Origin of the sequence: Nitrosopumilus maritimus SCM1 (assembly GCF_000018465.1) — an archaeon.
In the GTDB taxonomy this organism is placed as follows: domain Archaea; phylum Thermoproteota; class Nitrososphaeria; order Nitrososphaerales; family Nitrosopumilaceae; genus Nitrosopumilus; species Nitrosopumilus maritimus.
The window spans coordinates 324650-342776 of sequence record NC_010085.1 but is presented as its reverse complement, the minus strand read 5'-3'; the positions used below and the strand labels follow the sequence as shown (position 1 = coordinate 342776).

The window sequence follows — 18127 nt, the reverse complement described above, 5'->3', positions numbered from 1 at the left end:
TTTCTTTTTTAGTTAGAATCTAGTTCCAATTTTAATTCATTTTTTAAAATATCCAATAAAGTATTCATTCGAAATGGTTTGTGAAGAACAGCTGAGGGTTTGAATTCCAATAATTTGTCAATCGCATCATCATCTCCGCCAGAAATCATGACTACAGGTATATTCTGATCAATATTTCTGATTTCCCTCAAAGCATAACGACCATCAAATTCAGGCATCATAATATCTAAAAATACTAAATCTGGAGTTAATTTTTTGAATTGTTCAATTGCTTCTTTGCCATTTTTAGCAGTTCCAACAACATTGATTTTACATATATCTAACAAATCTACAAAAGTGTTCAATACATTCTGATCATCATCAACAACTAGAGCCTGTATTGTCATGATTTTCCAGTATGAGATTTACTTAAAAATGTGTATAACAAATGATGGAAAAATAATGGAATTGTATCTGTAATTAAATTGCTAAAATAATAATTTAAAAAATTGAGGTTATTTTGGGCACATTTTATTCAAGATTCCTGGACTTTTGGCAAATTCCAATTATACTTCATTGCAAGTAATCTAATTGCAGTTGTGATAGATATGCCAACAACGGACGCAGTTTGAATATCTATATCAGATGAAAGTATTGCATAAAACACTACAATACCAATTACACTTGCTACAGCATACACTTCTTTTACAAAAACAATTGGGATCTCTCTGACAAATACATCACGTAGTATTCCACCACCAATTGCAGTTATTACTCCAGCTAACAACATTGGAAGAAATTCCAGACCAACTACTTGATGTGCAATTGAAGCTCCCAAAATCGAAAAGACACCCAATCCAACTGCATCAAAGACTAACCAAGTACCCATTCGTTTTTGGAGTTTTCTATACAAAAAGAACATTGCAATTCCAACTGCTACAGTTAATCCAATGTATATTGGATCAGAGAAGGCATTAGGAAATCTTCCAAATGTCACATCACGTGTTATTCCACCTGCAACTCCAACTACAGTTGCCAAAACAATTATTCCAAAAATGTCAGCTCTATGTGCAATTGCTTTTGAAGCTCCAGTTACTGCAAAAGCAATTGTTCCCAAATAATCTAAAATGGTGATAAACGATCCAAGTTCAGAAGAATAATCTACCATTCAATGCAAACATCGAGATATTGGTAATTAAGAATTGATAAAAATGGAGATCAAAAATAGATTTTGAGAAAAGTAAACTCGTTTAGCCAAATAATGAAGATAATCCTTCCATGGCTGCTTCTTCGGTTTTACCTTCTTCTTTAGGTTTTTCCTCTTTCTTTGCTTCACCACCGGCTGCTGCATCTCCGCCATCTGCGGCTGGTGCGGCTGCTGCTGCGACTGCTACAGGTGCGGCTTTAACTGCCTCATCGATGTTAACATCGGCTAAGGCTGCAACTAGTGCTTTAACTTGGGCTTCATTAACTTCAGCACCAGATGCTTTAACAACTGAGCTGACGTTTGCCTCGTTAACTTCTTTCTCTAGCTTGTGAAGAAGTAAAGCAGCGTAAACATATTCCATTGTATCGGGATTTTCATGCTCGATAATATAAAACTACTGTGAACTTGTGCCTAATTTAGAATTTTGAGGCTTCGACAAACAGAATAAAGTGTTCGTTTTAAATTCTTGTCAATCAGAGTATCCATTCTATTTTTGAGTACACGTTTTGCCTCATCACGTTCTGCACCTGGAGGCAAAGACAAGACAGTATTGATAAACTCAGGTAGGGATTCACGAATCCATCCATCTAGCATAGTATAGACCTTAGGTGGAATGAGATCACATTTGTCTTGGTCAAGATCCAATACATCTGCAAAGTTTTCATGTTCAACTCTGTACACTAGAGCCAAAACAACATTGTCTGGAGTGGGATTCTTTAGAATTTCCAATGAACGTTCTCCAGTCTTTCCTTGTTCTATTTTGTTTTTCAGACCAACTGGATTTACTAGAACTCCACTGACCCCAACTTTTCTGCCCTCAACACCTGTAACTGTTGCAAAGATAAAGTCCTTGAAATCACCATTATCTCTTACAGAAAATACATGAACTCCTTCTTTGAGTTGAGGTTTTCTACCAAACATGCATACATTGTGTCATGTTCTGTATTTATGGGTATCAAAAAGGATTCAATTTATACGGTTTAAAAAAAAGATAGTGTAGATGAAAAAGGCCAAAAACCCATGGGGTTTGATCATATTTTCCATTATTGCAATTATAGTTATTGGAAGTTGGGTATTAGTTGCAACACAAATACTGAAAAATAGTCCTGCAACATTTGAGAATGTTCAGCAATATATTGGAGAAGTTAGATATGCAGGAGAAATAGGAAGAGAATTATCAAAACCAGTTATCTCAAATGATTTTTCAGAAGATAAAATTGTAAATCAAAATGGAAACATCCTGGAAATAGAATCATCTTACGTTGTCACAAACGTCATTACAAGTGAAACAATAGGTGAAAATGAAAATACATACTATGTTGATGTCAACACAAGAAAACATGCAGATAACAACCAATGGTATTTCAAATTTCCACCAAACGTACAAAAACAAGATTATGTTCTATTCCACCCAAATATGGGGGTCCCAGCTATGTTTGTTTTTGAAGGAACAAAGGAGATAAACGATGTTGAGCTTTACAATTTTTCATGTCAAAGTATGAGAGATGATTTTTCTCATGCATATGAAAGGTTTTTACCAGAAATTGTGTATGGTGATCAAACATGCATAACTAGCATAGAACCAGTAACAGGTAAAACTATAGAATTTACAATTTCATGGGATCTGTATGTGATTAGAGATGGAGAATATATTTCAGTTGAACAAGGTGAATCAGAAACTTCAGAATTTTCAAAGAGTACGCAATTACAATCAGCATTAGATACAAAGCAATTATTTTTCATCTATGATTATGTTGTTCCAGTATTTTTGGTTCTAGTCTTTGTATCAGTATTTTTTACAATAATGTACATTAACAAATCAAGCGAGAGAGGACAAATTATCATAGAGCAATTAGAAGAGATGCAAAAAACTGAAAAGATTACTACAATAGGACATTTAGCATCACGTCTTGCACATGACATCCGAAATCCACTATCAGTTATCCAAATGACTACGGATATTCTAAGTAATAACCCAGATATTTCAGAGAAATTCCAAAAATATGCAGGCTCAATTACTGAGTCCATACAGAGAATAAGCCATCAAGTAAACAACGTACTTGATTATGTACAACAAAAGCCTCTAAATCTAACAAAGATACCAGTATCAAGAATAATTGATTCAGCAGAAGGCAGCATAAAGATTCCAGAAAACATAACAATTGAAAAAACCACAACAGATGACGAAATAGTATGTGATTATCATCTAATCGAAATTGTTGTTATCAACATTATAACAAATGCAATCTACGCAATAACTCCTGAAACTGGAAAAATAAAAATCGAGATAAGACGTGAACATCATTTAATCAAAATAGAAATTAGTAATACAGGTGAACCAATACCAGAAGAATCACTAGAGAAAATCTTTGAACCATTATACACTACTAAGCAAGAAGGAACTGGACTTGGACTCGCAAGCTGTAAGAGCATCATAGATCAACATAAAGGAACTATTTCAGTTAAAAACGACCCTACCACATTCACAATAAAGTTACCAAGGAATCTAGAAAATTGATAAAAGTCACAGACTGTTATAATTTGGCAAATAACTAAAATGAATTCTTAATGTATGATAAGATAGATAAGCACAGTATGAGAAACATCATCTTTGTTGTATCTATAATGATTTTACTTGGAGGTACAAGTGCATATGCAGAATCTTTTCCAGAGATTGGGGTAAAAGTTGATGTGATTGCAGACAACCTCAAAATTCCATGGGGAATTGACTTTGCACAAGATGGACGAATTTTCTTTACAGAAAGACCAGGTACAGTAAATGTGATTGAAGATGGACAAGTAAGCCAGATCATGTCTCGAGGTGTGGGAGGAGGAGAAGGCGGAATGCTAGGAATTGCACTAGATCCAGAATTTGAGAAAAATCACTACGTCTATGTGTACTATACGTATAATGAACTACTTGGAATCAAGAACAGATTAGTACAATATGTTGAATCAGACAACAAACTAAATCATGAGAAAATTTTGCTTGAAGATATTCCTGGTGCACCGTATCACGATGGTGGTCGAATAAAATTCGGACCAGATGAAATGTTGTATGTTACAACAGGGGATGCAGTAGAACCAGAACTTTCACAAAACTTGAATTCAGTTGCAGGAAAAATCTTGAGAATCAAGTCAGATGGAACAATTCCTGAAGATAATCCGTTTGGTTCAGCAATCTACTCCATTGGACATCGTAATCCGCAAGGAATTGCATGGGACAAGTCTGGAAATTTAATTGCAACAGAACATGGACCTTCTGGATGGCGTGGAGTTGCACATGATGAAATCAATTGGATAGTATCAGGTGCAAACTATGGATGGCCAGATGTTATTGGTGATGAAACATTAGAAGGTGCAACAAATCCAATTTTGCATTCAGGTGATGATACTTGGGCTCCTTCAGGTTCTACATTTTACTATGGAGACGACATGCCAATGTTTGATGGAAAATATTTTGTTGCAGCACTTAAAGGACAACATATTCACGTCATAGAATTTGATGAGAGTTACAATGTGTTATTTCACGGAGAATTATTTTCAGGAGAGTTTGGAAGAATTAGAGATGTTGCAAATGGTCCGGATGGATTATACTTTATGACAAGTAATCAAGATGGAAGAGGCAATCCAAATCTCTACGATGATAAAATTTTGAGAATTTCTCCATTGTATAACTATGAAAACAATTCATGGGTACAAAACATCTCAGAATGGTACATGAAAGGAGAAATTTCAAAGGAAGAATCAATTAATGCTCATTCATATCTAATTGAAAGAGGAACAATTTCTCAAAATTAAAGACTATCAAATTCAGACCAATCACGACCTAATTTGTTTAGAATATCCCAGGCAAATCGGTCTATGTTTATGCCAGGATTTGCCATTACCAGTACAATATATTTTCCAAAGGGAAAACTCAACATGACTGCATTTTCTCTTCTTGATGCAGAATATTTTACCCTGCCAAGATCTGCATCAAATCCTTGTCTATTTGCAACTCTGTGTGCTAGTTCTTGATACAGATGCTGTCTTTGTTTATCATTTAACATTGGAACTATATTACTAGCAAATCCACCTGCAATCAATTCACCTTTAGGATCAATTAATCCGCAAAATCTAATCTCAGAGTCTAACAAAACGTTATCCATTCTTTTTCGGACATCATCAAGTGAAAATTCTCCCATCATAAGAGATAATCACATTTTTCTATATTTAATGAATGCCTAATTCCAGTTATGGTTTTAAGAATACTTTGAGTGTGTCTGGTTTTTTTGCATGTTGTATAGCATCAGAGAATTTCTCTAATGGAAAAGTAGAATACACCATAGAGTCAACGGATACAATTCCAGTTGCAAGGGCATCAATTGCAGGTTTGAATAATCCACAACGAGAACCAATCAAAGTAATCTCATTTACTACAGTTGGAGTCAAATCAAGATTTTCTCGTGATGCAATTGTTGATTTTAGTATTACAGTCCCACGTGGTTTGACTAGTTTCATAGTGTCTGCAAACCCAGAATTACTTCCAGTAGCTTCTACTACCAAATCATATGATTGTAAATCAGAGTCAATGATTCCAATTTTAGTTTGAATCTTAAATTTTTCCAAATGTGACAGTTTGGTTTCATGTCTTCCAAAACAAGTAACATTAGGACAAGATAATTTTAAGACTTGACAGATCATCTGTGCCAATCTCCCATCACCCACAACTGCAACTTTCCAATCAGGATTTAATGACACTTGTTCTTTGATTTCAAATGCAGCAGCTAATGGTTCTACAAATACTGCTTGTTCATCTGAAATTGAATCGGGAATCACATGTAGATTCTCTTCAGGCAATGACAAAAATTCAGCAAATGCTCCATCTCTTTTCAAAATACCTAAAACAGTTCTATTAGGACAGTGTCTTTGTAACCCCTTTTTGCAAGAATCACACCTATTACATCCAGCATTAATTTCACCCACAACTCTCTTTCCAAGCAAATCAGAATTTTTTGATTTTTCTACCACACCAACAAATTCATGACCCAATACACCATTGTATGCCATATACCCATCTAGAATCTCCAAATCAGTTCCACAGATTCCAGCAAGACTAACTCGTACCAAAGACTCACCAGGTTTTGGGTCTGGGTAATTTTCATCATAGATCATTTTATTTCCATCAAAGGATGTGGCTTTCATATGATTATTTTTCATTCATTCCATTTTAAAATATAGAGATGAGTATTAATCGACAGTTCTTAATATTGGAATATGGCAGGCATCAACGTTGGACAAAAAAGAGATTCTAAAAGAATTTTCAGCAGATCCTGACAAATATTATAATGTCAAACTATTCCAAGAACAGGGATTTATCAGAAAGTCTTGTGCCAAATGTGGCAGATTTTTTTGGACTCTAAATGCAGACAGAGACTTGTGTCCTGATGACGGATTGGATACTTATTCATTCATCGGAGAACCACCAACTTCAAAGCGATTTGATTATACACAATCATGGAAACAAGTTGAAGAGTTTTTTGTAAAAAATAATCACACTTCAGTTAGCAGGTATCCTGTTGTTTGTCGTTGGCGTGATGACTTGTACTTTACAATTGCATCAGTTGTTGATTTTCAAAGAGTAATGGGAAGCAAAGTTGTCTTTGAGTTTCCTGCAAATCCTTTGGTAGTACCACAGACATGTTTAAGATTCAAGGATTTGGAGAATGTGGGTGTAACTGGAAGACATTTTTCATCATTTTGTATGATAGGACAACACAGTGTTCCTGATTTGGGTGGATACTGGAAAGATGAATGTGTTGATTTGGATTATAGGTTACTAACAGAACAATTTGGAATTAACAAAGACGAAGTAGTCTTTGTTGAAGATGTATGGGCAGGTGGGGGTTCATTTGGTCCATCATTAGAATATTTTGTGCAAGGATTAGAGCTTGGAAATGCAGTCTTTACTGAATTCCAAGGCGAATTAGGAAAACATACCACCCTTGACCAAAGGGTAATCGATATGGGTGCAGGTCTTGAGAGATTTGCATGGATTACCATGGGAACACCTACTGCATATGATTGCTGTTTTGGTCCAATTAATGAGAAACTGTTTGGAACAATTGGAATTGATTCGGATTCAGAAATTTTAAGAAAATACTTTACAGAAATTGCAAAAGAGATTGATCATTACGATGACCTCAATCAAGTAAGACGTCTTGCAGTAAAGAATGCAGGAATTACAGATGAGCAGATGCAAAAGATGATCACACCACTAGAAGGAATGTATCTAATTGCAGATCATCTAAGAACTTTGATTTTTGCAATTACTGATGGAGCTCTACCAAGTAATGTAGGTGGAGGATACAACTTGAGAATGATGTTGCGAAGAATCAATGCAACCATATCAAAACTAAATTTGAAATTAAACATTGATGACTTGATTGATTTGCATGTTGATTATCTCAAGGACACATATCCAGAACTTGATGAAAAGCGCGATGATGTGAAATCTATTCTCAAGCTAGAATCTGCAAGATATGAAGAGTCCAAAGTTCACATGAAGAAAAAAGCAGACAAGATCAAAGAGAAAGGAGCACCATCAGTTGATGAATTAATCACATACTACGAATCTGATGGTATTACACCTGAATATCTTAAAGAAGTGGATGCAATTTCAGAAATTCCATCATCATTTTACTCAAAACTATCTGATTTACACCAATCAGACAAGAAAAAGGCAATTGCAGAACTCCCACTAGAAGGATTACCAGAAACTGAAACTCTATTCTACCAAGATGACCCAATGGAGTTTTCAGCCAAGGTTCTCAAAGTGATTGATGATATGATAGTACTTGATAGAACCTCATTCTATGCACGAGGTGGAGGTCAAGAGCCTGACTTTGGCAGTATTGCAGGATTCAAAGTGATTAATGTCGATAAACATGCAGACATTATTGTTCATCAGTTAGAAGGTGGAGTTCCAAAAGAAGGAGAAACTGTTTCATGTAAAGTTGATGAGACAAGACGGTCCAACATTACAAAGAATCACACTAGTACACACATCATCAATGCATCATCACGTAAAGTATTGGGTTCATGGATTTGGCAGCATTCAGCTTTTAAAGACGATGATCATGCCAGATTAGATATTACACATCACTCTTCTCTAAGTAATGACGAAGTGCAAAAAATTGAAGATGAGGCAAATGACATGATAAAGAAAAACTATCCAGTAAAAATCAATTATTATGATAGAGGAACAGCAGAACAAAAGTACGGATTTAGAATTTACCAGGGAGGTGTTGTTCCAGTAAAGTCTGTAAGGATTGTATCAATTGAGGATAAAGATATTGAAGCTTGTGGTGGGACACATGTCAAAAAAACTGGAGACATTGAACTAATTAAAATTACAAAGACTAAACGTATTCAAGATGGTGTAGTTCGTTTAGAATTTGTATCAGGTCCTAATGCATTTGAATATGAAAAACAACAAGAACAAGAATCAAAACGCAAAGCTGAAGAGGCAGTTGCAAAAGAGCAATTAGAAAAACAAAGAGAGGAAAACAAATCTAAAGCTAGAGAAAAAATTCCAGTTCTATTGGAAAAAGTTCTTGCTGGAGAAGATGTAGAATCTGATGGAATCAATACCAAAGGAAAATTGTGTTTTACAGCAAGTTCAGATTATGACGATTATTTTCATCAAAACTTTGGAAAGAAGCTAGTAGGCAAAGATAGTACTGCTGCATTTTGTGGGGTTTTCGAAGCAGGTCCTACAATTCGAGTCATGGTGTTCTCAGGAGAGCAATCAGGCGTAAATGCAGGCGAAATTGCCAAGAAAATAGCCTCAATTTTGGGAGGTTCTGGTGGAGGAGATGCCAAATTTGCTCAAGGAGGAGGAAAAGACACATCTAAAAAAGACGAGGCAATATCCAAAGCAAAATCTATGATTTTAGGGTAAGAAACAATGACGATTAACTGGACTGATATTGAAACAAAGTGGAGAAACAAGTGGCAAGAAAACAAAGACTTTGAAACAAATCCAAATGACAAGCCAAAAAAATTCATTACAGTAGCTTATCCATATCCAAACTCACCACAACACATTGGACATGGAAGAACTTACACACTAGCTGATGTTCATGCAAGATTTTACAGGATGAAAGGATACAATGTGTTGTTCCCAATGGGATTCCATTACACTGGAACTCCAGTACTTGGTATGGCAAAGAGAATTGAAGCTGGGGAGAAAGAAATTCTAGACGGTTTACGAAATATTTACCATGTTCCTGAAGATGCAATCAAAACATTTGTTGAACCAATAAAGATTGCAGATTATTTCCATGAAGAGATTAAATCTGGAATGATTGAGATGGGTTACTCTATTGATTGGAGACGAGAATTTACCACGATAGTTCCAGGTTATCAAAAGTTCATTGAATGGCAGATTACAACACTCAAAGAAAAGGGTAGAATCATTCAAGGTAGTCATCCAGTTGGGTGGTGTCCCGTTGATCAAAACCCAGTATCACAACACGATACAATGGGTGATGTTGAACCAAAAATTGATGATAAGAATTTCTTGATTAAATTCAAGTTGGGTGATTCAATATTTCCAATTACAACATTACGTCCTGAAACAATCTTTGGCATTACGAATCTTTGGGTCAATCCAAACACTGTTTACAAAAAAGTTTCAGTTGATGGAGAAGAGTGGATTGTGTCTGAAGAATGTGCAAAAAAGATTTCGTTCTTTGAGAAAAAAGTAGAGATTACAGGTGAAATTCCAGGTTCCGAGATTATTGGCAAAACTGCAACTAATCATGATGGACGAGAGATTCCAGTATTGCCTGCTGAATTTGTAGAGCCTAGCATGGGTACAGGATTGGTAATGTCCGTGCCGGCACATGCACCTAAAGACTATCAAGCACTAATGGATTTGAAGGCCAAAAATCACGAACTAGCCTCAAAATTAGAGCCTATTCCGATAATAGTTACAGAAGGATACGGTTCCATTCCTGCAAAAGAGATTTGTGAAAAGATGGGAGTCTCTGACCAGTCTGATGACAAGTTAGAAGAAGCCACCAAGGAATTGTATCTTAAAGAATTCACTGACGGAAAACTCAACGACAAATGTTTACAGTTTGATGGAGAAAAAGTACAGTTTGGACGAGACAAGATTAGAGCTTGGCTGCAAGAAAATAATCATTTAGAAAAATTCCCAGTATTAGAGAATGCGCCAGTTAGATGTCGTTGTGGAGCTGAATGTGTTGTTAAAGTATTGAACAATCAATGGTTCTTGAATTACGGTGATGAAGAATGGAAAGAATTGGCTCGCAATTGTCTTGATGAGATGAATATTCTACCTAACAACATCAAGACAGAGTTTGTTGAAGTAATTGATTGGTTGCATGAACGAGCTTGTGCAAGACAACAGGGATTAGGTACTAAACTTCCATGGGATAATGATTGGATTGTTGAATCCCTTTCGGACTCTGTAATCTACATGGCATATTATACATTGTCTAGATTTGTAAATGATGGAACAGTACAGCCAGAGAATCTTACTAAGGAATTATTTGATTATCTGTTGTTAGATAAAGGAGATGTTTCACTGGCTACAAGCACATCAAAACTTTCTGAAGACATAATCAATACAATGAAAAAAGAATTTACATATTTTTATCCAGTTGATTCAAGACATTCAGGTCGTGATTTGGTTCAGAATCACTTGTCATTTTTTGTTTTAAATCATGTTGCAATATTTGAAAAGAATTTGTGGCCACAAGAGATTGTTGTTAATGGTAGTGTAATGATGGATGGAGCTAAAATGTCAAAGAGTATGGGAAACATCATTCCATTACGAGCTGCAATCAAAGATCATGGTGCAGACCCAATCAGATTAGCTATAATTTCATCAGCTGAATTGCTCCAAGATGCTGATTTTAACATGGAATCAGTTTCAGGTATTCAAAGCAAGCTTGAATCGCTTTTAGAGGCATGTTCTAGCCTCAAAACAAGCGAAATTGGTGAGTTGCAGGCTGAAGACAGGTGGATTCTCTCCAAAACTCAGAGCAAGATTGCAGAAATTACAGAAGCAGTTGAGAAGATGAGATTACGTGAAGCACTACACGATATCCTCTTTACATTTGAAACTGATTTGAGTTGGTATCAAAAGAGAATTGCAGCTAAAGGTCGTGATGATGTTTCTGGAATTTTACATCAAATCAACTCATCTCGAGTTGCAATGTTGTCTCCATTTGCACCGCATGTAGCCGAAGAGATGTGGAAAAATCTTGGAAACTCGGAACTAGTTTCAAAATCACAGTGGCCGGAATATTCAGCAGACAAAGTAGATGCTGCATCAATTCAAGCTGAAGAGTTATTGAAGAATACAATTGACGATATTGCAAACATTATCAAAGTTACAAAAATTACTCCAAAAAAGATTGTAATCTATGTAAATTCAGATGAAACAAAGTCCAAAATCTATCGCAAGATGCTAAGCATTATGGTGGGAGGTCAAAACAACATGGGAGTTGTAATGAAAGAACTCATTGCAGATCCAAATACTACAGATGCCAAGAAAATGCCAGACTTTGTACAGAAAACAATTAAGGATTTGCATTCAGAGTCAGAGGAAATCAAAAAGATGAAGCTTGAAGCAGAAAGCTTTGATGAAAAAGAGTTCCTAAAATCAGAAATTGCAAGTATGGGACAAAAAGAGTTTGGAGTAGATATTGAAGTTTATTCAGAAAGTGATTCTAACATTTATGATCCTAAAGGAAAAGCTAGACATGCAAGGCCTTTCAAACCAGCAATACTAATTGAATAAAATTCAAAAAAAATGAAAATAGAAACTCTCAATAAAAAAATAAAATCATGTCAAAGATGTACAAGATTATCGGCATACATTAGAGATGTTGCCAAAAACAAAGTTAGGCGATTTAAAGATGAAACATACTATGGTAGACCTCTATCAGGATTTGGGGACATCAATGCTAAATTACTCATTGTAGGATTAGCTCCTGCAGCTCATGGCGGAAACAGAACAGGCAGGATGTTTACGGGAGATTCTTCAGGAGACTGGCTTGCCAAAGTAATGCATAAGACAGGATTTGCAAATATTCCAACTAGTCAAACCAGTGATGACGGACTAACACTAAACAATGCCTACATTACAGCTGCAGTAAGATGTGCCCCACCTCAAAACAAGCCAACTAAAGAAGAGATGCAAAATTGCTTTTCATTCCTAGAGCAAGAGCTCCAAATTCTAAATAATGTTACAACAATCCTGTGTCTAGGAAAAATTGCATATGATGCAACCTGTAAGCTGTTAGATGTAAAGCCAGGAAAATTTGGGCATAATCAAGTGTTCAAATATAATGAAATGCAAGTTATTACATCATATCATCCATCAAAGCAAAACACACAGACAGGAAGACTACTTTGGAAAGATTGGCATGCAGTTTTCAAAAGAGCAAAAAAATTGTGTACATAATTACGTGAATTAGAAATTTAAATTAATAGGATAATTTTCAAATCACAAGAAACCACAAAACCAATCAAATTAGAAAGACGCGTATCATTATACATGTCAGCAATACCAAATAAAAAAATCAAAAAATCATCAGATTACAAATCCTTGGTAATCATAATAGGAATAGTTTCAAGTATTGGACTTGCAGGATTTGCATACCTGATGTATTATGTTGAACCAGTTGAAGTACTAGAGACCGTAAAAATAGTTGCAGTTACTGATAGTGGCTGTATCGCTGAAACTCTAGACGGTCATGCAGTAAACATTGGAGAATGTAATGCAGAACCTGGTCAATACATTAGTGCTCTAGTTGATCAAAAGGTCAAAGAAAGAGCAGAACTAATGAACCCAACAAACTAATTTTTTCTTTTTTAATTTTCTTTTATTCTTATTTCATCCATACATACAGGACAAATCTTTTCATTCTCATATTCAATCAAATTTCCTCTCATATGAGCAGGTTTGCCACATTTTGCACAAGTAATGGAATAATATTCATCAATCTCTGAAATGCAAGCAGAACAAAGTAGTTTGTCTACTTCATGTTTGTTATATCTAGCAGTTTCATCTACGGATTTACTGCATCTCTCACAGATTTCAGCCATAAATCAAATATCAAAAATTTACAAGATAAAGGCTAGAGTTAATTCTCATCAGTGGTATTTTCTACATCATATCCGCCAAGTGTAGTGTGTGCATCTTTCTCTATTACAAATCTTTTAGATTTTAGAGCATCTTCTGAAATAATCTCTAATCTACCAATTATGATATAGTCTGTCATGTTTTGATAAGTTTTAGAATCTGCAGGATCAGTAGCATATACAATCTGAATGTATGCCCGTAGAGGATTCCACATTGAAGATTTTTTTTCAATCATCTGTTTTATTTTGCCATAGGTTCCTGTCTGACTCATACCAGATCGATAAAGTCCAATATTTTCACCCGAATCAGCCTCTTGGTAGATACAAATGGCATAATTGCCATCATCTTTTTCAATGAATGTAAGATGGATGTCTTTTGGCTTCCATGTTTTAATAATATCTGCAATTTTTTGAGATTCATCTTGTTTTACAAACAATGGAACTGCAATTGGATTTCCAGCATGAGTTCTCCAAGCAATTCCATAAAAGTTACCATACCATGAGAATTTTGCATCAGCCATTAATCATACTAGGAAAAACTGTTAACTTAAGATTGTTGATCATCTATTGCATCTTGGATAGAATCAACCCAACCACCTACATTAAACACACCAAACTTGTAGGTTTTCTCACCATCAGTGGTTCTAGCAGAGATACAAGCTTTTTTCATCAATAATCATTCACGCCAGGTATGAGATATATCATTCAATGGAATGTCAAGTATTGTCTCACCCATGTGTTTTGAAAAATCCATAATTCGAGACCTAGTTTTATCAAATGCAATTCTTTTGTTAGTTAGTGTAAGAACTCCTTGACCAATACCATCCTCATGACAGTCTTCTTGTTTGAGTTTTTTCTCATCCATGTCTTTCCTTGATAATTCTTGTAACTTCAGATACCAGTTCTTCATCTTTTTTCACTAATTCTTGCAAAGCCTGTCGATATTCTTCATCACCCCATTTGTTTTGGGCAAACATTTGTTTTACCAAATTTACGATATCGGATTTATTTTTCTGGTGATCATGTTTTGCGTTATCTAGATTATCCATAATTCTCACACAAACTTAATCAGATTAAATTCCTTCTTCATTGACATCAGGTTCAGGATGCACACTCTCAAAAGTCATTTCTTTTTTCTGACATGATTCACATTTTTCCCACATACCAAACTCGTTTCGTACTTTTCCTTTCCCATCACAACGTAGACAGGGCATAAATTCTATAGAACAATTTTGAACTTAAGGATTTAGGCACAAAAACCTCATCAAATTTCTCATAGATAATAAAAGATCCTCTACAAAGATACGCATCTCTTTATATCAAAAACCCTAAAAAAATTCAATGAATAGTACACAACTTCTAAGCGTTGTTTTATCCATGATTTTGGTACTTGGTGTATCTGCAGGTCCTGCTTTTGCACAAGTAGATGATGACATGGATGATGATAGATACGATGACGATGATAGATACGATGACGATGATAGATACGATGACGATGATAGATACGATGACGATGATAGATACGATGACGATGATAGATACGATGACGATGATAGATACGATGACGATGATAGATACGATGACGATGATAGATACGATAAACATGCAGATCTTGATGACAGATTAGAGCATTTCTGTGAGATGACTGATGAGGAAAAACGTCAGTTCTTTGCAGACCATCCAAGGATTGAACAGTTTGCAGACAGATTAGCAAATTATTGTGAAATGTCTGAAGATGAAAGAGATGATGCCATTGATGAATTTATCAGAGAGAATTTCCCTGGAGAAAAAGAACATGATGGTGAATATGATCTTGGAGATTTGTTAGACAGATTTTGTGCAGCTACCGATGAGGATAAACGCAAATTATTTGCAGACCGTCCCATACTTGAGCAATTCAGAGATAGACTAACAAACTATTGTGAAATGTCTGATGAAGAACAAGATGCAGTTGAGGATCTTTTGGAAAATTACAAAGGAGAAATCAAAACTGCCATCAAAAAATATGCAGCTGACTACAAAAGAGATCATGCAGTAGATTTTAGAGAAAAACTAGAGAATTATTGTGTAATGTCTGATGAAGACAAAAAGGCATACATTGCTGAGCATGACAAAACCGAAGAGCACCAAACAAAGATGAATACATATTGTGAAGCTGACGAAGCTGAACGAAAAACATTCATCAAAGATAATCTAGAGACATACAAAGCACACATGAAAGAAAAAATGCATGAGAAAAAACATCATATGAATTATGACAAACTATGTGCAATGTCTGAATCAGATCGTGCTGCAGAAATTACAGATGCAGTAAAACTCGATAGAATTTCTAATTGGTGTTCTATGACTCCTGAAGAAAAAGCAGACTACAAAAAGAAACATCATGATTCCATGAAGGAGAAAATGATGGAAAAACATCATGACATGAAATTTTCAGAAAAATCTAAACATCTCAAAGCAATGATCATGACAAAATATGACATCTCAGATGAAAGAATGGATGAAATCAAGAAAAAATATCGTGAAAAATATGGTGATCTTGACAAGAAACATTCTGAATTAAAGATGAAGTTCAAAGAACACATGAAAAAGATGAAACACAGTGTCTCTGATGAAAGAAAATCTATGATTCATGATAGAATTGCAGAGATGAAGGCTTTCAAATCAGAACTTCGTGAAAGAGCAGCAGAGATGACTAGTGAAGAGAAACAACAACTTAGAGAAGAATTCATTGAAAAGGCAAAAGACATGCAACTAGCATGGATTTCTCCACGAATTCAGATTGCAGCTGGTGTTGATGCATCAGAGGTAGAATGTCGTGAAGGATACAGTCTTGTCATGAAAACATCAAATGGTGTAGCAATGTGTCTAAAAGCTGATACTGCACTAAAGATGATAGATAGAGGTATTGCAGTTCCTGCAAACTAATCTTTTTTTCTTATTTTTTAAAATCAAACTTTTTGCCAGCAGTTAGTTGCATTACAATGACTGCAACTTGCCTTTTCATTCCATTTTTGAAATGGTTTGTTAGATGGAATTTTGACTACAGTGATTCTTTGGCATCCAGTACATTGTACTTTAACTGGAATGTTCTCAGAATTTCCACCAACAAAAAGGTCCTTGAATCCCATGGTTTAGTTTACACCCTTTCTTCTAGAAAGTTTTTCGCCTGAAAACTTGCTAGTTCTCTCAAACTCTTCAGCTTTTGCCTTGATCTCATCTCTCTCTTCTTGAGTTTGTTCTCTAATAATCACATCCTCAGCATCAGCATAATTTTGACATTTGTTGCATAACCACAAAGTTCCCTTGTCGTCTGCGCTATACTGAGGATAGCGTCTCTCTTCACATTGTTTACAATAAAGGGGCATGTTTCGGGTAAAATATTTCTCAAATTAAGCGTATTGGATTCAATCTAGTTCAGATAAGATGAGGGCACGCTTTTTGTGCAGATTATCCAAGTTTTTCTCCAGTCTACATAATGTTTCAGAATCAGAGTCTGGTTTTTTACTCTCAGATTCTTTATGTTCCTCAAGTTTCTTGATTCTAGAATCAGTGTCATTCAGAGCTTCTCTTAGCGCCGTTACATCCTTTTCAAAAGACAAGTTACAAAAAGTGAATCAATTATCAAATTAAGAGTTTATGGATAAATGTCTCTTTGACTCCATTGCTCCTTTTGATATTCAGTTCCAAATACATCAAGGGATTTTGTAATACATTCTTCCTGATTTATTCCCTGTGGGAATAATTTCTTGCAATCATCTACTGCGAGTTGAAGATTTCTCTGATCACGTTCTGCAACATACACATCATAGTTTGAGCTGCCTAGAATTCCAACAATAGCTGCAACGACAATTACAATAGATAACGGGATTATTGGTCTCATCGTCCTGAAATATAGGCCACATACAATGCTATGGAAACAACACTGGAAATACCAATAATAATTCCAAGTTCCTTTTTAGAAAAAACTGCAGTTCTATAACTCAATGACTAATTTACATCCTAACAGAATTTAGGGTTTAGGGTTCATTGTATTATTTGTGAATTTTTCAATTATGATGATTTAGAAAGAATTTTCAAATGCAATCTCGTTCAAAGGTAGCTGGCCTCCACGTTGCGCTGCATCTTCAGATCTTTTTCCAACTACAACCATCATTACAATCAAGTGATTTTCTGGCAGATTGATTACTTTAGCAAGTTCATCATACTCAAAACCAACCATTGGGCAAGAATCAAGTCCCATATCTCTAGCAGATAACATTATAGTTTGAGCTGCCATTCCACATGAACGAATTGCTTCATCTCTTTGAGCTTGAGTGTCAGTAGAGTATTTTCTTTCAAGACTAGCTTTTACTAGTTCTTGTTTTTCAGTTGGATGATTCTTCCAATAACGTAATGGTTCAGTCTTCCATGCGGTCATATCACCACACAATACAATAACCAAAGAACCGTCTTTTGGTTGTGCTTGTCCACGAGCAGCTTCTGATATTTTCTCTTTGACGTCTTGATCAGTAACATAAACAAATCTCCAGTTTTGTTGGTTGTAGCTAGTTGGAGACAGTATAACATGCTCCATGAGTTTCTTTACGTCATCAGAACTCATCTTGTGATTTGGATCAAACTTTTTGATTGCACGTCTTGTTGATACAGCTTCGAAAACATCCATAGAATCAATTCAAAATTAATCTAAAATAAATTAAACGAAAAGACAATCGAGATTAAGACCAAGACCAAAAGTGTCTTGATGACATCTCTTATCACTTAAGATCAGAAACG

General features: G+C 35.3%; 24 protein-coding genes. 7 read left to right on the top strand and 17 right to left on the bottom strand.

Annotation, left to right across the window (positions count from 1 at the left end):
• Positions 1-8: 8 nt before the first annotated feature.
• From NMAR_RS02020 to NMAR_RS02005, 4 genes are all read right to left on the bottom strand, one after another.
• On the bottom strand, positions 9-386 hold the full coding sequence (locus NMAR_RS02020; protein ID WP_012214759.1) for a response regulator: 378 nt from the start codon (positions 384-386) through the stop codon (positions 9-11).
• Between the two features lie 128 nt (positions 387-514).
• The gene (locus tag NMAR_RS02015; RefSeq protein ID WP_012214758.1) at positions 515-1147 is read right to left on the bottom strand and encodes a trimeric intracellular cation channel family protein; all 633 of its coding nucleotides are present in this window, start codon (positions 1145-1147) and stop codon (positions 515-517) included.
• Positions 1148-1229: 82 nt separating this feature from the next.
• The gene (gene rpl12p, locus NMAR_RS02010) at positions 1230-1547 is read right to left on the bottom strand and encodes a 50S ribosomal protein P1 (protein ID WP_012214757.1); all 318 of its coding nucleotides are present in this window, start codon (positions 1545-1547) and stop codon (positions 1230-1232) included.
• A gap of 50 nt (positions 1548-1597) precedes the next feature.
• Positions 1598-2107 carry a hypothetical protein gene (locus NMAR_RS02005; RefSeq protein ID WP_012214756.1) on the bottom strand — a complete coding sequence of 170 codons (510 nt, stop codon included), beginning with the start codon at positions 2105-2107 and terminating at the stop codon, positions 1598-1600.
• A gap of 79 nt (positions 2108-2186) precedes the next feature.
• Here NMAR_RS02005 and NMAR_RS02000 point away from each other — a divergent pair, with 79 nt between their 5' ends.
• Both NMAR_RS02000 and NMAR_RS01995 read left to right on the top strand, forming a co-directional pair.
• Positions 2187-3704 (top strand): sensor histidine kinase, encoded by a 1518-nt coding sequence (locus NMAR_RS02000; protein WP_012214755.1) that lies wholly within the window; start codon positions 2187-2189, stop codon positions 3702-3704.
• Between the two features lie 50 nt (positions 3705-3754).
• Positions 3755-4987, top strand: coding sequence for a PQQ-dependent sugar dehydrogenase (locus NMAR_RS01995; RefSeq protein ID WP_012214754.1), 1233 nt, complete (start codon positions 3755-3757; stop codon positions 4985-4987).
• On the opposite strand, the gene NMAR_RS01990 is transcribed toward NMAR_RS01995, so the two are convergent.
• Both NMAR_RS01990 and NMAR_RS01985 read right to left on the bottom strand, forming a co-directional pair.
• Positions 4984-5376, bottom strand: coding sequence for a DUF6659 family protein (locus NMAR_RS01990; protein WP_012214753.1), 393 nt, complete (start codon positions 5374-5376; stop codon positions 4984-4986). The genes NMAR_RS01995 and NMAR_RS01990 overlap by 4 nt on opposite strands.
• 46 nt (positions 5377-5422) lie before the next feature.
• Complete coding sequence (locus NMAR_RS01985) at positions 5423-6373, bottom strand: MDR/zinc-dependent alcohol dehydrogenase-like family protein (RefSeq protein WP_148680034.1); 951 nt, start codon at positions 6371-6373, stop codon at positions 5423-5425.
• An 88-nt stretch (positions 6374-6461) separates the two neighbouring features.
• On the opposite strand from NMAR_RS01985, the gene alaS reads away from it, so the two are divergent.
• The 4 genes from alaS to NMAR_RS09920 all read left to right on the top strand — a co-directional run bounded on the left by alaS (position 6462) and on the right by NMAR_RS09920 (position 13070).
• Positions 6462-9131, top strand: coding sequence for an alanine--tRNA ligase (gene alaS / locus NMAR_RS01980; protein ID WP_012214751.1), 2670 nt, complete (start codon positions 6462-6464; stop codon positions 9129-9131).
• A 6-nt stretch (positions 9132-9137) separates the two neighbouring features.
• Positions 9138-12005, top strand: coding sequence for a leucine--tRNA ligase (gene leuS / locus NMAR_RS01975; protein WP_012214750.1), 2868 nt, complete (start codon positions 9138-9140; stop codon positions 12003-12005).
• Positions 12006-12017: 12 nt separating this feature from the next.
• Complete coding sequence (locus NMAR_RS01970; protein WP_012214749.1) at positions 12018-12671, top strand: uracil-DNA glycosylase; 654 nt, start codon at positions 12018-12020, stop codon at positions 12669-12671.
• 93 nt (positions 12672-12764) lie between these two features.
• On the top strand, positions 12765-13070 hold the full coding sequence (locus NMAR_RS09920) for a hypothetical protein (protein WP_012214748.1): 306 nt from the start codon (positions 12765-12767) through the stop codon (positions 13068-13070).
• An 11-nt stretch (positions 13071-13081) separates the two neighbouring features.
• Here NMAR_RS09920 and NMAR_RS01960 read toward each other — a convergent pair whose 3' ends face one another.
• Genes NMAR_RS01960 through NMAR_RS09645 form a run of 6 tightly spaced genes read right to left on the bottom strand, consistent with a single transcriptional unit; the run spans position 13082 to position 14565 of the window.
• A complete protein-coding gene (locus NMAR_RS01960) occupies positions 13082-13315 on the bottom strand; it encodes a hypothetical protein (RefSeq protein ID WP_148680033.1) in 234 nt (77 codons plus the stop codon).
• A 38-nt stretch (positions 13316-13353) separates the two neighbouring features.
• Positions 13354-13872 (bottom strand): hypothetical protein, encoded by a 519-nt coding sequence (locus tag NMAR_RS01955; protein WP_012214747.1) that lies wholly within the window; start codon positions 13870-13872, stop codon positions 13354-13356.
• Between the two features lie 26 nt (positions 13873-13898).
• Positions 13899-14021 carry a hypothetical protein gene (locus tag NMAR_RS09980; protein ID WP_274377691.1) on the bottom strand — a complete coding sequence of 41 codons (123 nt, stop codon included), beginning with the start codon at positions 14019-14021 and terminating at the stop codon, positions 13899-13901.
• A 6-nt stretch (positions 14022-14027) separates the two neighbouring features.
• Positions 14028-14261, bottom strand: a complete 234-nt coding sequence (locus NMAR_RS09915; RefSeq protein WP_238523184.1) for a PH domain-containing protein — start codon at positions 14259-14261, stop codon at positions 14028-14030.
• Positions 14209-14400 carry a hypothetical protein gene (locus tag NMAR_RS01945; protein WP_148680032.1) on the bottom strand — a complete coding sequence of 64 codons (192 nt, stop codon included), beginning with the start codon at positions 14398-14400 and terminating at the stop codon, positions 14209-14211. The genes NMAR_RS09915 and NMAR_RS01945 overlap by 53 nt, the downstream gene beginning before the upstream one ends.
• A 24-nt stretch (positions 14401-14424) precedes the next feature.
• Positions 14425-14565, bottom strand: a complete 141-nt coding sequence (locus NMAR_RS09645) for a hypothetical protein (protein ID WP_187146550.1) — start codon at positions 14563-14565, stop codon at positions 14425-14427.
• A 127-nt stretch (positions 14566-14692) separates the two neighbouring features.
• Here NMAR_RS09645 and NMAR_RS01940 point away from each other — a divergent pair, with 127 nt between their 5' ends.
• Positions 14693-16279: a hypothetical protein gene (locus NMAR_RS01940; RefSeq protein ID WP_012214746.1), complete on the top strand. Its 1587-nt coding sequence runs from the start codon at positions 14693-14695 to the stop codon at positions 16277-16279.
• 23 nt (positions 16280-16302) lie between these two features.
• On the opposite strand, the gene NMAR_RS01935 is transcribed toward NMAR_RS01940, so the two are convergent.
• From NMAR_RS01935 to NMAR_RS01915, 5 genes are all read right to left on the bottom strand, one after another.
• Complete coding sequence (locus NMAR_RS01935) at positions 16303-16482, bottom strand: hypothetical protein (protein WP_148680031.1); 180 nt, start codon at positions 16480-16482, stop codon at positions 16303-16305.
• A gap of 3 nt (positions 16483-16485) precedes the next feature.
• Positions 16486-16719 carry a hypothetical protein gene (locus NMAR_RS01930; RefSeq protein ID WP_012214745.1) on the bottom strand — a complete coding sequence of 78 codons (234 nt, stop codon included), beginning with the start codon at positions 16717-16719 and terminating at the stop codon, positions 16486-16488.
• A gap of 39 nt (positions 16720-16758) precedes the next feature.
• Positions 16759-16953: a hypothetical protein gene (locus tag NMAR_RS01925; protein WP_148680030.1), complete on the bottom strand. Its 195-nt coding sequence runs from the start codon at positions 16951-16953 to the stop codon at positions 16759-16761.
• Between the two features lie 35 nt (positions 16954-16988).
• On the bottom strand, positions 16989-17234 hold the full coding sequence (locus NMAR_RS01920; protein WP_012214744.1) for a hypothetical protein: 246 nt from the start codon (positions 17232-17234) through the stop codon (positions 16989-16991).
• Positions 17235-17414: 180 nt separating this feature from the next.
• Complete coding sequence (locus NMAR_RS01915) at positions 17415-18017, bottom strand: nitroreductase family protein (RefSeq protein WP_012214743.1); 603 nt, start codon at positions 18015-18017, stop codon at positions 17415-17417.
• Positions 18018-18127: the final 110 nt, after the last annotated feature.